Below are 15,850 nucleotides of genomic sequence, written 5' to 3'. Positions count from 1 at the left end.
GCATGTTATTTTTTCGGGTGCAGCGCCACAAACATATCGATCTCGTTGTCCTGCTGATCCGGCTTGTAGCGGCTGTCCCATACCTCCATGTCGTATCCGCCCGGCCGCCGCTCATGCTCGCTCATCCAACGTCCGTAGAGCAGATCGTAGGACCGCCCAAGCTCCGATTCCAAGCCGCGGTGCGTATAGGAGACATATTCGCTTTCCGCAAAGAATCTTTTCGTTAAGCCGTCCGGCAGCTCTCCGTTCTCGGCGCCTTCCTGTACGCGGTAACCGATAAGCTGTGTAAAGGCGTCTGAATGAGGATTAAAATTCATTTTCATCGGATAGATCTGAATCAGCACGACGTCATCCGTCTTCCTGCCGGAAATTTCGTTCCGAAGGGCGGTTACTTGCTCGTATGCCCTTTTGCCAAGACCCTGCTCCTCAATTTCCTTCAGGTTCGCGTCGAAGGAGACCCCGACCACCGTAAAGCCAGGCAGATTAACTACACGGGGGACGGCAGGCGTGAATGCGGCAGGGACACCCTCCTCGAGCGCCGCCAGAATATCCCGCATCTTCTTCTGATGATGCTGCTCCTCGTTCAGCAGAAACTCCAGCATCTCCGCCATCGTCGCCATGTTCAGGAACGGCTCGGCAAGCGGGTAATCAAGATGAGGAGTAAGCTCCTCCGTTATTAGCTCCTTCTGCTCCTTCATCCATCTTACGATGTCCTTCAGGGACGGCGGAGCTTCACGCCAATCCATCGGGCTGGTGCCATTCGGGAACAGGTAATGATATGGCTCGGGAATACGCCACGAGCCGCCAAGCTTCGGGAAGATGCCGTGATCCCATGCAGCTAAAAGGTGGCCCAGATTCCAGCGGATGCTGTTATTGAAGCCTTCGGGGATAAGATCAAGCTTATCCGCGGGAATACGCAGCGCGAACTGAATTGTCTCTTCCCTCATGCTCCGGAACTCCTTCACCGCCGGGGGAAGATCCCGATGCTCCTCGTACAGCTTCAGCAGTTCGCCGACCGGTATGCCGTTAATCCGCATCGTATCCACTTTGCAGTCGCGGAAGTCCGCGCCGCTCATATCGCATTCCTCGAAGATTGCCGTGCTCAGATCGGAGGTTTTGAACCGGACCGGCTCCACATTGACCCAGCCGTCCGTTCCCGGCTCCTCGTCGAGCCGGCTTGCCGGCGCGTCAGGCCTGCGAATATTTTCAAACACCGTTCCGCCGAGCTGCGTTTCATGGATATGGACGTTCGAGAAATAAATATGTTTCCACTTGGAACCGACAAAATTGACATGGACAAGCGATGTGTCTCTGGCGTCCACGCCATGCAGCTCCGCCCCTTTGAGCGATACCATATGCAGCTTCTCGTCCCGCAGATCCGCGAGCTCGAAGCCTCCCTTCGCGTCATAGACCTTTTTATCCGTAAGCGCCATCGTCGTCTCCTCCTCTTAATTAATCCATGTCTCGGAATAATATTCTTTCATGAAATGAAACAGCGCTTCGAGCTGCTCGACGCCTTTTGTCTCGGCGGCAAGTGCGGTTCGAAGCAAGCCGATCGCGCGCTCCGCGTCGTCCGGGTCTTTAGGCGCACCGCCTTGCGGGAAAGGGAACATGTCGCGCAGCTCGACGAACGCGGCGGACACTTCCGCGTAATGCTTGGCGGCTTCCCCCATACGAAAACGGACCGTCCGTTCCACGACATTGCCTCCGTCCCACCGGAAGGCCTGCTCGCTTAAGAAGCGCGCGGCGAAATCTCTCGCGTCGCCGATGACCGCGACGTTAAACGCATGGCCGTGCTCATCCGCGCGCCTCTCCTTCAGCACGTTCATCCAGGCCTCGTAGCCTGCAAGCCCTTGCACGAATTTGCCTTCGAAGATATGCATCCACTCTTTCCCCCGCGCATGGTCCACAATCATATGGAGCGCCATTCGGAGCATCTCGTATTTGGAATGGGACAGGCTGTCGCTGATGGTCGTCACAAACAGCAGCTCTTTCGGGTCAGCAAACTTGGAATACGGAATGGTGCCGTCCTTGCTGACGTCTTTGCCGTGAAAAAGCTGCTTGTCATCGTCGTAACCGTAAAGAAGCCCGAATTCCGGTATAAACAGGTCGAAGCTGATCGCGGGGATGCCGCGGTCGATGGAGCTCTGCACGAGCGCCATCACTTTTTCTACTTTGTCGGGCGGCACGGGAGCCATCGGGTCGGCCAGACAGCTCGTAAAACCCAGGTTGCACAAATTGCGGCGCAAAATATAACCGCCGGGGAACATCGTCGGCGCCGCAATACTCATGATCTCCGGGTCGATGTTCATGCGGAAAGCATGTCCCGTGAAGCCCATGACATCCGTCAGCGTCAAATGCTTTTTGTCCGTGTAGGATACGGCTCCATGAACAGCCCATGCCGCCGATGTCCACGTCTTGCTCCAATCTCTGTCCAGCGCGTATGACATGCTCGTCTTCCTCCGATTGATCAATTTGGGGGCGGCGCGAGAATTTTTCGCCGGGGCAGGCCGAGCGCTGCCCTTCGTTCCACGTACAGGCCGATTGAAATACGGATCCTCTCCTTCTGCAGCTTCGCGCGGGACCGCGAAAGGGAGTTGTAAACGCCGGCGGTCGTTGTGCCGAACAGCGAAGCGATCTCGGAAGGTGGGAGCTCCCCGAAAAAACGAGCCTCGAATATATCCCTCTCCCGTTTGTTCAAGCAGCGGATCAGCATATGGATGCCCTGCAGCGTTTCCTTCCGAATCAGACATTGCTCCGGGTTAGAGCCGTTCTTGGACGCCTCCTGCGCTTGGCTTGCCAGATGGAACAGGATGCTGTCAATATCGCCCCAATCCACGGACTCCGCATCCGTGACGCAGCGAGGCTGTTCTTGCTTTCCCCCCGCAAAGCTTTCGAAAGGACGCTCGTTGCCGTAGGGCCCGCCTCTTCTCAGCTTCATGTAAGCCTGATTGCGGACGATACGCTGCAGCCAGGCGGCGAATCGGCTGTTATCCGTAAGCGTCCCCAAATGCAGGAAAGCCCGAATAAGCGCTTCCTGCACGATATCCTCCGCCAAATATTCGTCCTTCGTCAGACTTCCGGCGAGACCGAGCGCTTTCGCGCGATGCATGCGGACCAATTCCGCGAACGCCTCCCGATCGCCCGAACGCGCGCGCTGCACCCATTCCTTCTCCCTCTCGGCCATGCTTTCCCTGCCATTCAGCAAAGGCGCGGCAGCCTGCGGCAAAACCTCCACGTCAATCCCCCCTGCTACATAGATGCCAGCATCCGCCAAAATCTATCAGGTTGCCAAAAAAACTTTTGAAAAATGTTTTATAATAAAAGCTGATTGTATTTTACCACATAAGAATTTATTAGTTTTGAATAATTTGGAAGGTCAGGATGACAAACATTTTTTATAAAGGAGCAAGCCATGGCTTTTCGATTATCGGAAGGAAATATAGAACGGTTATGCGGGACCGACAATCTTAGCCGGGGACAAGCCCTCGTCCGAAGCGGGATGGTGTCGGTTCAGCGGAAGCGCAGCCGAAGCGGCTCGCCTAATCTATATCAGGCTGCGGTCGAGAGCGCGGGCCGGAGCTACAACGTCGAGGTTCGGCTATCCGACAGCGGCGGCTTGGAGGCCGAATGCTCGTGCCTCACCTCCTTGGCGGATGACAGCCATTACTGCAAGCATATCGCGGGGGCGCTTCTCGCGATTGCGAATGAGACGCGGGCTTTAGGCGGCAATACGGGCGAGGAGCCGCGAGGCAAGGTATATATCAGCAGCGATTCCGACGAACGAACCGTGGATAAGCTGCTCGGTTTATTCGACAGTCAGCATGCAAGCCCGGCCGGCATCGGAAGCCGCCTGCTAATGGACTCGAGAGAGCTGCTGTCGGTTGAGATCACCTGTCAGCTTATTCCGATGGGCAACGGTGGCCATCGCATTGGGATCGAGTTGAAAATGGGACCGGGCCGGCTGTATATCGTGCAAAAGATGAATCTGTTCCTTCTCGCGCTGGAAAAGGGACTTGATTATCCGTTCGCCAAGCTGTTCACCTACGATCCGAAGCGATATCGTTTCTCGCCTGAGGACGATGCGGTCCTGCATAGTCTGCTGAAGATCGTAGACGAGGAGTACCTGTACCGGCACACCGTATACCGCAGCGGCTATCTTCCGACATCCGCTTCCGCAAGCGATCGTCAGATGCTCATCCCTCCTTTTGCATGGGAGCAGCTGCTTTCGTCCTTGATGCGTGCCCGCCTGGTCAAGATCGACGTGCTGCCGGAGCATAGCCGGCGACTTGCTCAGCCGGTGTCTTACGAGGGATTTGCGGTTGCGGAGCCGCAAGTGAAGCCTCCTCTTCGCTTCATGCTGGACCGCTCGCAGGAAGAGGACGGCTACGAATTGACCGCTCTGGGCTTGCAGAAGCTTGTCGTGCTTGACGCATACGGGATGGTTTTTTCCGAGGGGAAATTTTACCGCATGGACAAAGAATCGCTGGCGCAGCTTCTGAAGCTCAAATCGATCGTACTCTCGGCTTCCCGCGACGCGGTATATGCGGAACGCATCCAAATTTCCCCGGGTCAGATCGAATCGTTCATGGAACGGGTTGTCCCGGGGCTGATGAAGCTCGGCCGCGTCCAAGTGTCCGAATCCATCTCGAACCGCGTTCTGTATAAGCCGTTAAAGGCAAGGATGTATTTGGACCGGCTGAGGGGCAAATTGCTTGCGGGATTGGAATTTCATTACGGCGATATCGTCATTAACCCGCTTGATCCGACGGACAAGCCTCGCGGGGCCGACCGGATTCTGATGCGCGAGACGGAGAAGGAACGGGCGATCCTCGCCTTAATGGAGGATGAACAGTTCGGCCGAACGGAAGGCGGCTATATTATGGAAGGCGATGACGCCGAGTTTCATTTCCTTCACCATGTCGTGCCGCTGCTCGAGAGCCATTTGGATGTCTACGCCACTTCTGCCGTAAAGCTGCGCATCGCCTCCGATCAACCGCCGCCTAAGCTGCATATCGCCTGGGAGGAAAGGACGGATTGGCTTCATTTCCGCTTCCAGATGGACGGTATCACGGAGAAGGAGATTAAGGCTGTCGTCAAGGCGGTGCAGGAGAAGCGCCAGTATTACAAATTGGCAAGCGGCGCGCTCCTTCCGCTTCAGACCGGAGCGTTCGAGGCGCTGCTGCGGGTAATGAACGGCGTCGGACTGCACCAGCCGCTTTTGTTCAACGACCGTTTCTCCGTGCCGGTCGGCCGCGCTTTTTCGCTGTTGGACGCGCCGCTCGATCATCCTTCGATCAAGCTTAACCGCCCTCTCCGCGAGCTGCTCGACAATATGAAGCATCCCGACCAGCTGGACTTTCCTGTGCCTGAGCGGATGGAGCCGGTTCTGCGCGATTATCAACGATACGGCTACCAGTGGATGAAGACGCTCGCTTATTACCGGTTCGGCGGCATATTGGCGGATGAAATGGGTCTCGGCAAAACGGTGCAAAGCATCGCTTATCTCCTCTCGGCGGCGGATTCTATTCGGGAAAGCGGCCGGCCAGCGCTGATTGTGGCCCCCGCTTCTCTTATGTATAACTGGCGGAATGAGCTGGAACGGTTCGCGCCGGAGCTGCGGGTCGTCGTTGCCGACGGCAGCAAGCAAGAGAGAAGCGCGGCGATTGAGGAATCGGCTCCCGGCGCCGGGCTTCCGAACGGGGGGGAAGACGCCGGGCCGGATATCATCATTACCTCTTATCCGCTCCTGCGGCGAGACCGTCAGCAATATGCGGGCCGTCCGTTCCATACGCTTATATTGGACGAGGCGCAATACTTTAAGAACGATACAACGCAGACGGCAGCCGCGGTAAGGGAACTGCAAGCGGAGTACCGCTTCGCTCTGACGGGGACGCCGATTGAAAACCGATTGGACGAGCTGTGGTCGATCTTTCGCGCGGTCTTCCCTGAGCTGTTCCCAGGCAAGAAGGAGTTCGGCGAGCTGACGCGGGAAGCTGTCGCTAAGCGGAGCCGGCCTTTCCTGCTGCGCCGGTTAAAGTCCGACGTGCTGAAAGAGCTGCCGGAGAAGATCGAGACGATTCATTCTTCCGAGCTGCTTACCGAGCAAAAGAGGCTGTACGCCGCCTATCTTGCCAAGCTGAGGCAGGATTCCTTGAAGCATCTGGACAGCGACGACTTCGGGCGGGCGCGGATCCGCATATTGGCGGGCATTACCAGATTGCGTCAGCTATGCTGTCACCCCGCGTTATTCGTGGAAGGCTACGAAGGCAGCTCCGCAAAGTTCGAGCAGCTGCTTGAGCTGATCGAGGAGTGCAGAAGCTCGGGGAAACGGGCGCTCATCTTCTCTCAATTCACCGAGATGCTCGATATTATAAAGCGGGAGCTCGGCTACCGCGGCGTCTCCTTCTTCTATTTGGACGGCAGCACGCCGGCCGCGGAACGGGTAGAGCTTTGCAGCCGGTTTAACGAAGGCGAACGCGAGCTGTTCCTGCTCTCCTTGAAAGCGGGCGGTACGGGCCTCAATCTGACCGGAGCTGACACCGTTATTCTGTATGACCTGTGGTGGAATCCAGCCGTGGAGCAGCAGGCTGCCGACCGCGCGCATCGCATCGGCCAAAAAAACGTCGTGCAAATTATTCGTCTTGTTGCCGAAGGTACGGTCGAAGACAAAATGTACGAGCTTCAGCAGCGCAAAAAAAGCCTGATCGACGATGTGCTCGATTCGGGCGGCGAAGCGCTTTCGGCGCTCACGGAGCAGGATCTTCGCGAGATTCTGTCTCTGCAATAAGGCTTCTAAATGACAGGAGGATTTCCCTTGAAACCGTATCGTATAGGTGTCGATATCGGCACCACCAGCACGAAAGCTGTCTTATTCGACCTGCAAGGCAAAGCGCTCAGCCGCAGCGGCGTGGAGTATCCGCTCCTTACGCCTGTTCCGGACGCGGCGGAGCAAGACCCTGAGCTCATTTTCCAGGCCGTGCTTACTTCCATTAACGATTGTCTTGCGGAGGCAGGCGTGTCGGGCGATGAGGTTGCCTTTGCCGCGTTCAGCGCAGCCATGCACAGCTTGATCGTCGTTGACGGAGACGGCAAGCCGCTCACCCGCTCCATTACATGGGCGGATAACAGAAGCGCCTCTTATGCGGCAGACATAAAAAAGCGTATGGGCGGTCATGAGATCTACATGCGCACCGGCACGCCGATTCACCCGATGTCTCCGCTCGTGAAGCTCGTATGGCTGAAGGCGGAACGTCCGGAGCTGTTCAAAGCAGGCCATAAATTTATTTCGATCAAGGAATATGTCTTCTATCGGCTGTTCGGCCAGTATATCGTCGACTATTCCATCGCCTCCGCGACGGGACTGCTGAATTTGCAGCAGTTGGACTGGGACGACGAGGCGCTTGCGCTGGCGGGCGTCACGCGCGAGCAGTTATCGGTGCCTGTCCGTACGACGCACGGCATCCAAGGCTTAAAGCCCGAATTCGCAGCGGCGACCGGTCTGCCCGAAGACATGCTGTTCATCGTTGGCGCTAACGATGGCGTGCTGTCCAACCTTGGCGTCGGCGCGATCGATCCCGGCGTCGTCGCCGTAACGATCGGGACAAGCGGCGCGATCCGCACCGTGACCGATAAGCCGGTTACGGATCCGAAGGGCCGCATATTCTGTTACGCGCTCACCGAAAATCATTGGGTGATCGGCGGACCTGTCAATAACGGCGGCATCATCTTCCGATGGATTCGGGATGAGCTGGCGAACGCGGAGGTGGAAACGGCCAAACGCCTCGGCAAAGACGCTTACGAGGTGCTGACCGAAATCGCGGCGCTGGTGCCGCCAGGCTCTAACGGCCTGCTGTTCCACCCCTATCTGGCGGGTGAAAGAGCGCCGCTGTGGAACGCGGATGCGCGCGGTTCATTCTTCGGTCTTGGCATGCACCATAAGAAGGAGCATATGATCCGCGCCGCGCTGGAAGGCGTCATTATGAATCTGTATACCGTGCTGCTCGCTCTGCAGGAATTAATCGGAAAGCCGGCCCGCGTCCAAGCGACCGGCGGCTTTGCCCGTTCGGAGCTGTGGCGTCAAATGCTGGCCGACGTGTTCGACCAGGAAGTCACGGTGCCGGAAAGCTTCGAGAGCTCCTGCCTCGGCGCTGTTGTGCTCGGGATGTACGGCCTTGGCGAGATATCATCCTTAGGCGAGGTGAAGAGGATGGTCGGCGGCATCCATGCCCATCAGCCGAATCCCGAAGCGACGGAAGCTTACCGCAAGCTGCTGCGCATCTTTATCCGTCTTCCCCGGCTGTTAGAGGAAGAATACGAAGCGATTGCCGCATTCCAGCGCGAGCAAAGCTAATTTCTGCTGATTATTCGACTTTTTTCCCTTATAATAGACAAAAACGGACTTTTCATTTTTGCTGAAAAAGGTTCAAAGGGAGCTGTCGAATGGCATTATCCGTCCCCATTGTTGCAACCGCCAAAATATCCGTTCCAACGATTAAGCCGCATCTGGTGGAAAGAGTCCGGCTGCATGATGCTTTAACCGCTGCCATATCTGCCAGAATCACCCCGATTTGCGCCCCGGCGGGCTACGGTAAAACGACCTTGCTCGCGATGTGGGTGCAAAAGGCGGGGCTTCGCTGCGGCTGGTTGTCCATTGACAACATGGACAATGATGAGATTCGGTTTTGGCGGTACGTCGCCCATGCCGCAGGCAGGCTGCTGTCCGGCGATGCCGAGTCGCGAATCGTGCAGCTGGCGCAGACTCTTCCTGCTGTATCGATCATTACTTTTATCGATGCTTTGCTGAATGAACTTACCGAGCTTAAGCAGCATGCCGTCCTCGTCCTGGACGATTACCATCACATCATGAACGAGCGCATTCATAACCAGCTTTCTTATCTCATCGATTATTTGCCTGAAAGGCTGCATCTGATTATCGCAAGCCGAATGGCTTTGCCTTTCTCGACGAAAAAATGGCGGCTGATGGATCAGCCTTCGGAGAATGCCGGCGATTTGGAGCTGTCTTTCTCCCTGGAAGAAGCTTCGCGGTACATTCGCGATTGCGTCTCGGTTCCCCTCGCGACGGAGCAGATCGAGAGGCTGCAGCAGCGTACGGAGGGCTGGATCGTAGGCCTGCAGCTGGCAGCCGCTTCGCTTCGTTCGGGCATATCCTTCGAACAGCTGCTGAACAGCTTCAAAGGAGACCGCCGCGATATCGCGGATTATTTGTTCCATGAAGTGCTGGACCGTCTGCCCGATGAACTGCGCGATTTTTTGCTGGAGGTTTCCGTCCTCTTCAGAATGGATGCCGAGCTGTGCGATTCGGTGACAGGCCGGGAAGGCAGCGCCGAGCTGCTGAACGCCTTGTACCGGTCCAACCTGTTCCTCATTCCGATCGAGGATCAGCATGGCTGGTACCGATGCCATCCTTTGTTCGCGGAATATGTATCGGACCGGATGAAGAAAAGCAGCCAGCAGCGCTGGAGATTGCTCCATGCCAGGGCGAGTGAGGCTATGGCGGATCGCGGGTTTACCGGCGAGGCGATCGAGCATGCGATTGCCGCTCAACAATTTGCCCAGCTGGAGCGGCTGCTTGGACGCCAGCTCCCGCTTTCGATGAGCAGCGGCGAAATCGTCCTCCTGCTGCGGTGGTTCGACAGCTTCCCGGACGGTTACGCGATAGCGCCTGAGCTGATGCTGTTCCATGCGTTCGTGCTCGTGCTGACCGGCCGTCTGGAGGATGCCGAAGCCATGCTGAGACGGCTCGAACATCTGCATCATGAGCTCAAAGAAGAAGGAGCTTCCCGCGAACGCCTCGACGAGCTGCTAAGCGGCATTTTGTTCGTGCGGTCCAATCTGGTTTTCTCTTCGGGCCATTTCGAAGGATGGTTCGCCTTCACGGAAGGGATCCTTCATCGTCTAGCGCCGGAGAATTCGGCATTCTATACGTTCAACTATAATTTAGGCGAGCCGTTCGTTCGCAGAACGGCCATGGGAATGAACGGCGTCCTCTCGGAGGAAACCGAAAAAATGGCGCAGCTGTTCACAAGCGCGCTTGATTCGCACGGCTGGGAAGAAGCGCTCATCAATTTGTACGTCAAGCTGTCGCTCGCGGAGGGGTATTATGAGTGGAATCGGCTCGAGGACTGCCGAAGGCTGCTCCGAAGCATCGAACAAGCCGTATTCAAGCGAGGCTTGCCCGGTCTGCTCATTCCTCACAGGCTGACGGAAGCGCGCTGTTATATGGCGGCAGGCAAGCCGCTGCTCGCCAACCAGGCATTCGAAGAAGCATGGGCGATCGCTTTGGCCGCGCCGGAGGGACCATGGCTTGATGAGCTTCGCGCTTTTCGGCTTCGCATGTACCTACAAGAGGGAAAGCTCGCCGCAGCCAAGCAAGCCGCAGAGGAATTAAAGCTCAGCCCATCGGACAAGCCGACTTTCAACCGGGAGTTCCGCTACCTGTCGTATGTCCGACTGCTTAGCAAGCTTCGCAAGGAAAACGACGCCCTTATAATGCTGGAGCTGCTGCGGCCGCAGACAGAGAGGGAAGGTTTGTTATCCAGCCTGGCGGAAAACGCCATGCTTCAAGCTTTGCATCGTTACCAGCTCGGCCATATGGAGGAGGCGCTGCCGCTGCTTCATGAAGCGCTGCTGATCGGCGAGGCGAATGGCTATATCCGCACGTTTACGGATGAAGGAGACGCGATGAAAGCGCTGCTGGAACGGTATGCCGCCGCTCAGAGCTCTTCCGGCGAATCGGCGGCGCTTGGAGAAGCTAAGGCTGTATCAGCCGATTATCTCGGCAGGCTGCTTGCCGCTTTTCCCGCGCCCAAAAAAGCCCGTCAAATTGCAGCCGCTAAGCTTGCGGAGCCGCTTACACGCGTCGAGCAAGAGCTGCTTCGCCAGCTTCAAGCAGGGGCAAGCAATAAGCAAATTGCGGCGGAGCTGTCGTTATCGGAAGGGACGGTAAAGGTCTATCTATCCAACCTGTACGGCAAGCTCGGCGTCTCTTCACGGACCCAAGCTCTTATCGCCGCTCAAAAAATGGGACTTTGAAAAAAGCCGCCGATGGAATCGGCGGCTTTCTGTTTAGAATTATGTTACGGCAGTAAGAGGCGGGAAAGCTCCGCGAAATCTGTCGCCGTATCATGAGGCTGATGCCCCTCTTCCGGCTGCTGCCCGCGATGGTTGAACCATATAACCGACCAGCCCGCCTCAAGCGCGCCGATCACATCATTGCGCCAAGAGTCGCCGATATAGACGCACTCATCGGGACGAGTGTCTGTCCGCTCGTTTACATGCTGGAATAGCCGCGTATCCGGCTTATCCCATCCGGCTTCCCCGGAAATGAAAATGCGGTGCTGCGGGACGAGCTTCGTCAGCTCCATCGCTTCGATTTTCCTCCGTTGATGCCCGCCTGCTCCATTTGTAATCAGACCGACTATTTTCCCCGAAGCCTGCAAGCGTTCGATGAGCTCCCGCGCGCCGTTGAACATTTCAATGTCGTATTGGCAGCCTAAATAAGCAGCCTGAATCTTAGCGGCTTGCTCTTCGCTAAGCCGGACATCAAACTCCGCCAGCGCGCGCCTGAAGCGCTCCATCCGCATCCATTCCGTCGCCTCGCCCGTCTCCATCGCGCCGGCGCCTCCAAGCTCCAGCGATAAGATATCGCTGTAGTATCGAAGCCGGTGATAGGCCTTCTCGAACGGAAAGCTGCCGGGATTCTCGACCCATTCCCACACCGCCTTCCGGAACGGAATGAGATGGTCGTATAACGTATCGTCTACATCAAAAAATATCGCTTTTTTCATCGCAGGGTTCCTATCTTTTTTCTCTATCTTAGCCTGAGCGGCCGGGGTCATTCAATAGCTGGCGCTACCCGTTACGCAGCCATCCGCATCAAGCAGGAGCTCGTCGTAAACGAATGACCGGTTTTATGAAACGTCGGCGTCTGAAAACTGCCGACCGCATAAACGATATTTTGCCAACGGTAGCCTTCATAAATCAGCATAACCAACTCTTGTACCCGACCTTCGCGGAATGCTTCCGCCGCTTCCCGCAGCAAATCCTCCTTCTTCTCGTCGGACTCCTTGTTCCTCCGCGATCCCGGCGCTGCGGTCTCCGCTAATTCCAAATCTTTGCGTATCCGCCCCATCGCCTGCCGCGCCCGGTGCAAAGCAGCCTTCACCGCGCCATCCGTCGTCCCAAGTCCGCTCGCCGTCTCGGCAATGGAATAACCAAATGCCTCCCGGAGTATAAACACCGTCCTCTGCAGCGGGGATAATCGCTTTATTAAAGCCTCCAGCATTTGCTCCAAGTCAAACCGGGCATGACCGGAGTGGTCCGCATCGAAGCGCAGCATTCCCTCTAGAAGCTCGTGATAGGCCGCTTTTCTTCGGCAGCTGTCAATCCAAGCGTTTTTGGCGGTGCGCAGCAGAAGCGCCTCCGGGTTCGCATGGCCGTTTTTTTTCAATCGGCTAAGCGTCTTTGTCCATGCGGTCTGCGTTAAATCCTGCGCTTCCCATTCCGACCGCGTAAGCGCCAGACAATAACGGTACAGGGAGGATTGGAGCTCCTCCCAATTCAGTTCCGGTAATCCGCTTAATACGTGCATTCCATAACCTCCCTGCAGCTGGCATGCCTTATGCCTTTATTCAGTAAACGAACGAACCCCGCAAAAGGATACGCCTTTTATTTTTTTTATTTTATTTCGCAGTACCCGTATCTTTCAACCGCACTCGGCCGTTTACGTGGCGTAACCAAAAAAATAATGGCGTGGAGGTTAATCGTTATGAGCAATTACATCCCTTACGTCGTGGAACAAACGAACCGCGGCGAACGCTCGTATGACATTTATTCAAGGCTGCTTAAGGACCGGATCATCTTTGTCGGATCCGCAATTGACGACGTTGTAGCCAACAGCGTCATCGCCCAGCTTCTATTCCTTACGGCGGAGGATCCCGATAAGGACATTCATATGTACATCAACAGTCCGGGAGGCTCCGTAACCGCCGGTCTTGCGATTTATGATACGATGCAGTTCATCAAACCGCAAGTCTCGACCATCTGCACCGGGTTCGCGGCATCCTTCGGAGCAATTCTGCTGCTGGCCGGCGAGAAGGGCAAACGATTCGCTTTGCCGAACAGCGAGATCATGATTCATCAGCCTCATGGCGGCGCGCAAGGCCAAGCCAGCGATATTGCGATTAGCGCAAAACGGATATTGAAAAACCGGGAGCAGCTCAACCGGATTACGTCCGAGCGGACCGGCCAGCCGCTTGAAAAGGTGGAACGGGATATGGACCGGGATTTCTTCATGAGCGCGGAAGAAGCGTTACAATACGGGATTATTGACAAGGTGATCACACGCCAGTAATCTACTAAACTTGCCTATGAAGGATGCGGACAGCGAAATTAGGCCGATTTTTCATAGGCAAGGCATATCCACTTGAGCAGTCTGCGCATAGAATAGAGGGTAAATATTTATTCTCATATAAAGGAGGTAACCGCATTGGCTCAATCCAACAACAACAAACCTTCCTCCCCCTCCGTTCTACCGCCAAGCATTGTGGATATGCTGGTAACGAACGTGCTCAACAAAAATGGGGTGCAAATTAATAAAAATAGAATTCCCCCGGAAAAGAAAGAAATGCTGCAGCAAATGGTCACGGACCTTTCGAAACAAGTCGATACCTTCGTCGAGTCGAATAAAGACATCGAAAAGAACGCGGATAAAAACGCAAATAAAAAAACAATAACAAACCCTATTAAAAAGCCGACTAGAGAACCGATTAGAGAACCGATTAGAGACTCCATTCGAGAAGCTATTCGGGAATCCATTCGAACCCCGATCAAAAACACAAATAAAAAACCGATTAAAAACAGACTTAGAACGACAAATAGATCTCCCAAAAAATCGAAATAACAAAACGTCAGCGGGCTTGGGACATTGCTCTCAAGCCCTTTCGTATTGCCGCAGCTCTCCAATTAAAAAAAGCATGAACCGCAGTCCATGCTTTTTTTCGTTCCTATCTTTTCTTCATCAATTGGTCCAAGATGGCGTTCCATTGGGTTAATACTGAGGATTCGGGTTCAGCAGCTGCCGTTTCCGTCTCGGCCACAACGGCCTCCTGCTTTTTGAGCATACGTCTCCGCTTTGCTTTATTCCGATTCGCTTCTGCAATTAAGGAGTCCATGATGCGCTCATTAATCTGTCTTAATTGCTCTTGGATCTGTTCGTTCATTACAGCACATCCAGTTTGACAACAATGGCCAACAAGATTTGCAGCAAGACTTGGATATTAACGGCAAGATCGGTGTCCGTCGTCGTTACCGACACGCATCTGGAATTATCGATGATCGTTTTTTGCCTATTCGCTTGCCTTGTTCTAATAAACTGGGTGACATCCTGAGCTACGGCTCTCCCTTGATCGGAGTTTCCTACGGCTATGCTGATTACAGCGGCGATCGCCGCCTGCAAGTTCGCTTGAATGCCTACTGCCACTTGCGTATCTGTCGTGTTGACCGTAACGTCCTCGGAATCTCTGACAATAATCCATTCGACGGACCTTTGTCTCGTGACATTAACTTGCTCATCTCTCTGCGTAACCGTCGCATCATCTTCCCTGCAGGACGTGCAATGGTCAAGCGCTCTCCATTTACGTCTACCTGTCATGTGGATATACCTCCTATTCTTCTATTACAAAATATCGATTCTGGCGATAAGAGCCAGCAAGATTTGGAACAATACTTGAACATTAACAGCAACATCGGTATCTGTTGTTGTAATGGTAACATCTTTGGAGTTTTCAATAACGACAATTTGTCTGTTGAGCTGCTCGACTTCACTGGCTTGAAGAAGCTCCTGCGCGATTTCCTGACCTCTGTCATTGTCACCTATGATAATGCTAATAACCAACGCGATCGCAACCTGCAAACCTACCTGAAGTGACACTGCAGCCTGGGTGTCCGTCGTCTCCACTCTTACATTGCAAGATTCGCGAACAATGATCAGTTCATTTGAATCCTGGTCGGTGCTGGCGAATTGTTCTGCGCCTTGTCTGAGAACCGCTCGAGACTTCCTGACCCTGTTAAAGCTTCTAGCCCTTTTATTGATTCTTCGATTTACAAAACCCATCACTTTTCCTCCTTTCGCTTGTACTCTATTCTACGAACGATAGCAGAGAAATGACTGGACAAATCTACTAATGATAATGACCATTTCTAGTATGCTAAAGGTAGTGTTAAGGATATATATCCACGCATAAATCATGCGGGCAAAGACAAACTATAAAGGTTGGGTATGTCTGGTGATACCCTCAAGCTAAAGAAGAAAGGTGATGAGCTTAAGGTGAAGCGAGTTAGAGAATTAATGTCCAAGGATTGCAAGACCGTAACCCTGCAGGATAATGTTCATGAAATCGCGGTAATTATGGCTGAAAACGATATCGGGTTTGTTCCGGTTGTTGAAGTAGAGGACAAAACAAAGCTGATCGGAGCTGTTACGGACCGCGATCTTGTCGTTCGCGGCTATGCGCAAAAACGTCCCGGCTCCTGCCCGGTTAGCGATGTGATGAGTGAAGCGCTTGTTACCGTATCCCCGGATACGGATGCGGAAGAAGCGGCCGACATTATGGCTAAGCATCAAATCCGCCGCCTCCCAGTCGTCGAAGACGGTCGCTTGTGCGGTGTCATCTCCCTAGGCGATTTGGCGCTTGGCAACACGACCGGCCGCGATGCCGGACAAGCCCTCAGCGAGATTTCCGAGCATTCGAACACGAATACGAACACTTATCTCCAATAGGCCTAGTTATACAAATAAACCCGTCTGCGTTCTTGCCGCAGACGGGTT

14 protein-coding genes are annotated in these 15,850 nt (G+C 54.6%); 6 read left to right on the top strand and 8 right to left on the bottom strand.

Features of this window, described 5'->3' with window-relative positions; translation table 11 throughout:
* Positions 1 to 5: 5 nt before the first annotated feature.
* Genes D3P08_RS03085 through D3P08_RS03075 form a run of 3 tightly spaced genes read right to left on the bottom strand, consistent with a single transcriptional unit; the run spans position 6 to position 3,238 of the window.
* Positions 6 to 1,433 (bottom strand): DinB family protein, encoded by a 1,428-nt coding sequence (locus D3P08_RS03085; RefSeq protein ID WP_119597933.1) that lies wholly within the window; start codon positions 1,431 to 1,433, stop codon positions 6 to 8.
* 15 nt (positions 1,434 to 1,448) lie between these two features.
* On the bottom strand, positions 1,449 to 2,450 hold the full coding sequence (locus D3P08_RS03080) for a hypothetical protein (protein WP_119597932.1): 1,002 nt from the start codon (positions 2,448 to 2,450) through the stop codon (positions 1,449 to 1,451).
* Positions 2,451 to 2,470: 20 nt separating this feature from the next.
* A complete protein-coding gene (locus D3P08_RS03075) occupies positions 2,471 to 3,238 on the bottom strand; it encodes an RNA polymerase sigma factor (RefSeq protein WP_119597931.1) in 768 nt (255 codons plus the stop codon).
* A gap of 177 nt (positions 3,239 to 3,415) precedes the next feature.
* On the opposite strand from D3P08_RS03075, the gene D3P08_RS03070 reads away from it, so the two are divergent.
* The 3 genes from D3P08_RS03070 to D3P08_RS03060 all read left to right on the top strand — a co-directional run bounded on the left by D3P08_RS03070 (position 3,416) and on the right by D3P08_RS03060 (position 11,055).
* Positions 3,416 to 6,790: a DEAD/DEAH box helicase gene (locus tag D3P08_RS03070; RefSeq protein ID WP_119597930.1), complete on the top strand. Its 3,375-nt coding sequence runs from the start codon at positions 3,416 to 3,418 to the stop codon at positions 6,788 to 6,790.
* A 27-nt stretch (positions 6,791 to 6,817) separates the two neighbouring features.
* Complete coding sequence (gene gntK, locus D3P08_RS03065) at positions 6,818 to 8,353, top strand: gluconokinase (RefSeq protein ID WP_240647225.1); 1,536 nt, start codon at positions 6,818 to 6,820, stop codon at positions 8,351 to 8,353.
* Between the two features lie 89 nt (positions 8,354 to 8,442).
* Positions 8,443 to 11,055, top strand: coding sequence for a winged helix-turn-helix domain-containing protein (locus D3P08_RS03060; protein WP_119597928.1), 2,613 nt, complete (start codon positions 8,443 to 8,445; stop codon positions 11,053 to 11,055).
* Between the two features lie 44 nt (positions 11,056 to 11,099).
* Here D3P08_RS03060 and D3P08_RS03055 read toward each other — a convergent pair whose 3' ends face one another.
* Positions 11,100 to 11,810, bottom strand: a complete 711-nt coding sequence (locus D3P08_RS03055) for an HAD family hydrolase (RefSeq protein ID WP_119597927.1) — start codon at positions 11,808 to 11,810, stop codon at positions 11,100 to 11,102.
* A 71-nt stretch (positions 11,811 to 11,881) separates the two neighbouring features.
* Positions 11,882 to 12,613, bottom strand: coding sequence for an RNA polymerase sigma factor (locus D3P08_RS03050; protein ID WP_119597926.1), 732 nt, complete (start codon positions 12,611 to 12,613; stop codon positions 11,882 to 11,884).
* A 177-nt stretch (positions 12,614 to 12,790) separates the two neighbouring features.
* Between D3P08_RS03050 and clpP the strand changes: the two genes are divergently transcribed.
* Both clpP and D3P08_RS03040 read left to right on the top strand, forming a co-directional pair.
* Entirely contained in the window at positions 12,791 to 13,375 is a 585-nt protein-coding gene (clpP, locus tag D3P08_RS03045) for an ATP-dependent Clp endopeptidase proteolytic subunit ClpP (RefSeq protein WP_119597925.1), read from the top strand.
* A gap of 135 nt (positions 13,376 to 13,510) precedes the next feature.
* Positions 13,511 to 13,924: a hypothetical protein gene (locus D3P08_RS03040; RefSeq protein WP_119597924.1), complete on the top strand. Its 414-nt coding sequence runs from the start codon at positions 13,511 to 13,513 to the stop codon at positions 13,922 to 13,924.
* A 103-nt stretch (positions 13,925 to 14,027) separates the two neighbouring features.
* Here the strand turns inward: D3P08_RS03040 and D3P08_RS03035 are convergent, their stop codons facing one another.
* From D3P08_RS03035 to D3P08_RS03025, 3 genes are read right to left on the bottom strand one after another with little or no spacing between them, the layout of a single operon-like run.
* Positions 14,028 to 14,243 (bottom strand): hypothetical protein, encoded by a 216-nt coding sequence (locus tag D3P08_RS03035; RefSeq protein WP_119597923.1) that lies wholly within the window; start codon positions 14,241 to 14,243, stop codon positions 14,028 to 14,030.
* Positions 14,243 to 14,674 carry a spore coat protein gene (locus D3P08_RS03030; protein WP_119597922.1) on the bottom strand — a complete coding sequence of 144 codons (432 nt, stop codon included), beginning with the start codon at positions 14,672 to 14,674 and terminating at the stop codon, positions 14,243 to 14,245. The genes D3P08_RS03035 and D3P08_RS03030 overlap by 1 nt, the downstream gene beginning before the upstream one ends.
* A gap of 24 nt (positions 14,675 to 14,698) precedes the next feature.
* Positions 14,699 to 15,136: a spore coat protein gene (locus tag D3P08_RS03025; RefSeq protein WP_119597921.1), complete on the bottom strand. Its 438-nt coding sequence runs from the start codon at positions 15,134 to 15,136 to the stop codon at positions 14,699 to 14,701.
* A 213-nt stretch (positions 15,137 to 15,349) separates the two neighbouring features.
* Between D3P08_RS03025 and D3P08_RS03020 the strand changes: the two genes are divergently transcribed.
* Positions 15,350 to 15,802 (top strand): CBS domain-containing protein, encoded by a 453-nt coding sequence (locus tag D3P08_RS03020; RefSeq protein WP_119598021.1) that lies wholly within the window; start codon positions 15,350 to 15,352, stop codon positions 15,800 to 15,802.
* Positions 15,803 to 15,850: the final 48 nt, after the last annotated feature.

The sequence above is a fragment of the Paenibacillus nanensis genome, assembly GCF_003583765.1.
In the GTDB taxonomy this organism is placed as follows: domain Bacteria; phylum Bacillota; class Bacilli; order Paenibacillales; family Paenibacillaceae; genus Pristimantibacillus; species Pristimantibacillus nanensis.
The sequence above is the reverse complement of the archived record's forward strand: the minus strand, read 5'-3'. Positions and strand labels throughout refer to the sequence as shown.

Excerpts from the sequence above, each read along its gene's own strand:
- D3P08_RS03035 (WP_119597923.1), bottom strand. The coding sequence starts at position 14,243 with ATGAACGAACAGATCCAAGAGCAATTAAGACAGATTAATGAGCGCATC.
- clpP (WP_119597925.1), top strand. The coding sequence starts at position 12,791 with ATGAGCAATTACATCCCTTACGTCGTGGAACAAACGAACCGCGGCGAA.
- D3P08_RS03030 (WP_119597922.1), bottom strand. The coding sequence starts at position 14,674 with ATGACAGGTAGACGTAAATGGAGAGCGCTTGACCATTGCACGTCCTGC.
- D3P08_RS03085 (WP_119597933.1), bottom strand. The coding sequence starts at position 1,433 with ATGGCGCTTACGGATAAAAAGGTCTATGACGCGAAGGGAGGCTTCGAG.
- D3P08_RS03055 (WP_119597927.1), bottom strand. The coding sequence starts at position 11,810 with ATGAAAAAAGCGATATTTTTTGATGTAGACGATACGTTATACGACCAT.
- D3P08_RS03025 (WP_119597921.1), bottom strand. The coding sequence starts at position 15,136 with ATGGGTTTTGTAAATCGAAGAATCAATAAAAGGGCTAGAAGCTTTAAC.
- D3P08_RS03070 (WP_119597930.1), top strand. The coding sequence starts at position 3,416 with ATGGCTTTTCGATTATCGGAAGGAAATATAGAACGGTTATGCGGGACC.
- D3P08_RS03050 (WP_119597926.1), bottom strand. The coding sequence starts at position 12,613 with ATGCACGTATTAAGCGGATTACCGGAACTGAATTGGGAGGAGCTCCAA.
- D3P08_RS03060 (WP_119597928.1), top strand. The coding sequence starts at position 8,443 with ATGGCATTATCCGTCCCCATTGTTGCAACCGCCAAAATATCCGTTCCA.
- D3P08_RS03080 (WP_119597932.1), bottom strand. The coding sequence starts at position 2,450 with ATGTCATACGCGCTGGACAGAGATTGGAGCAAGACGTGGACATCGGCG.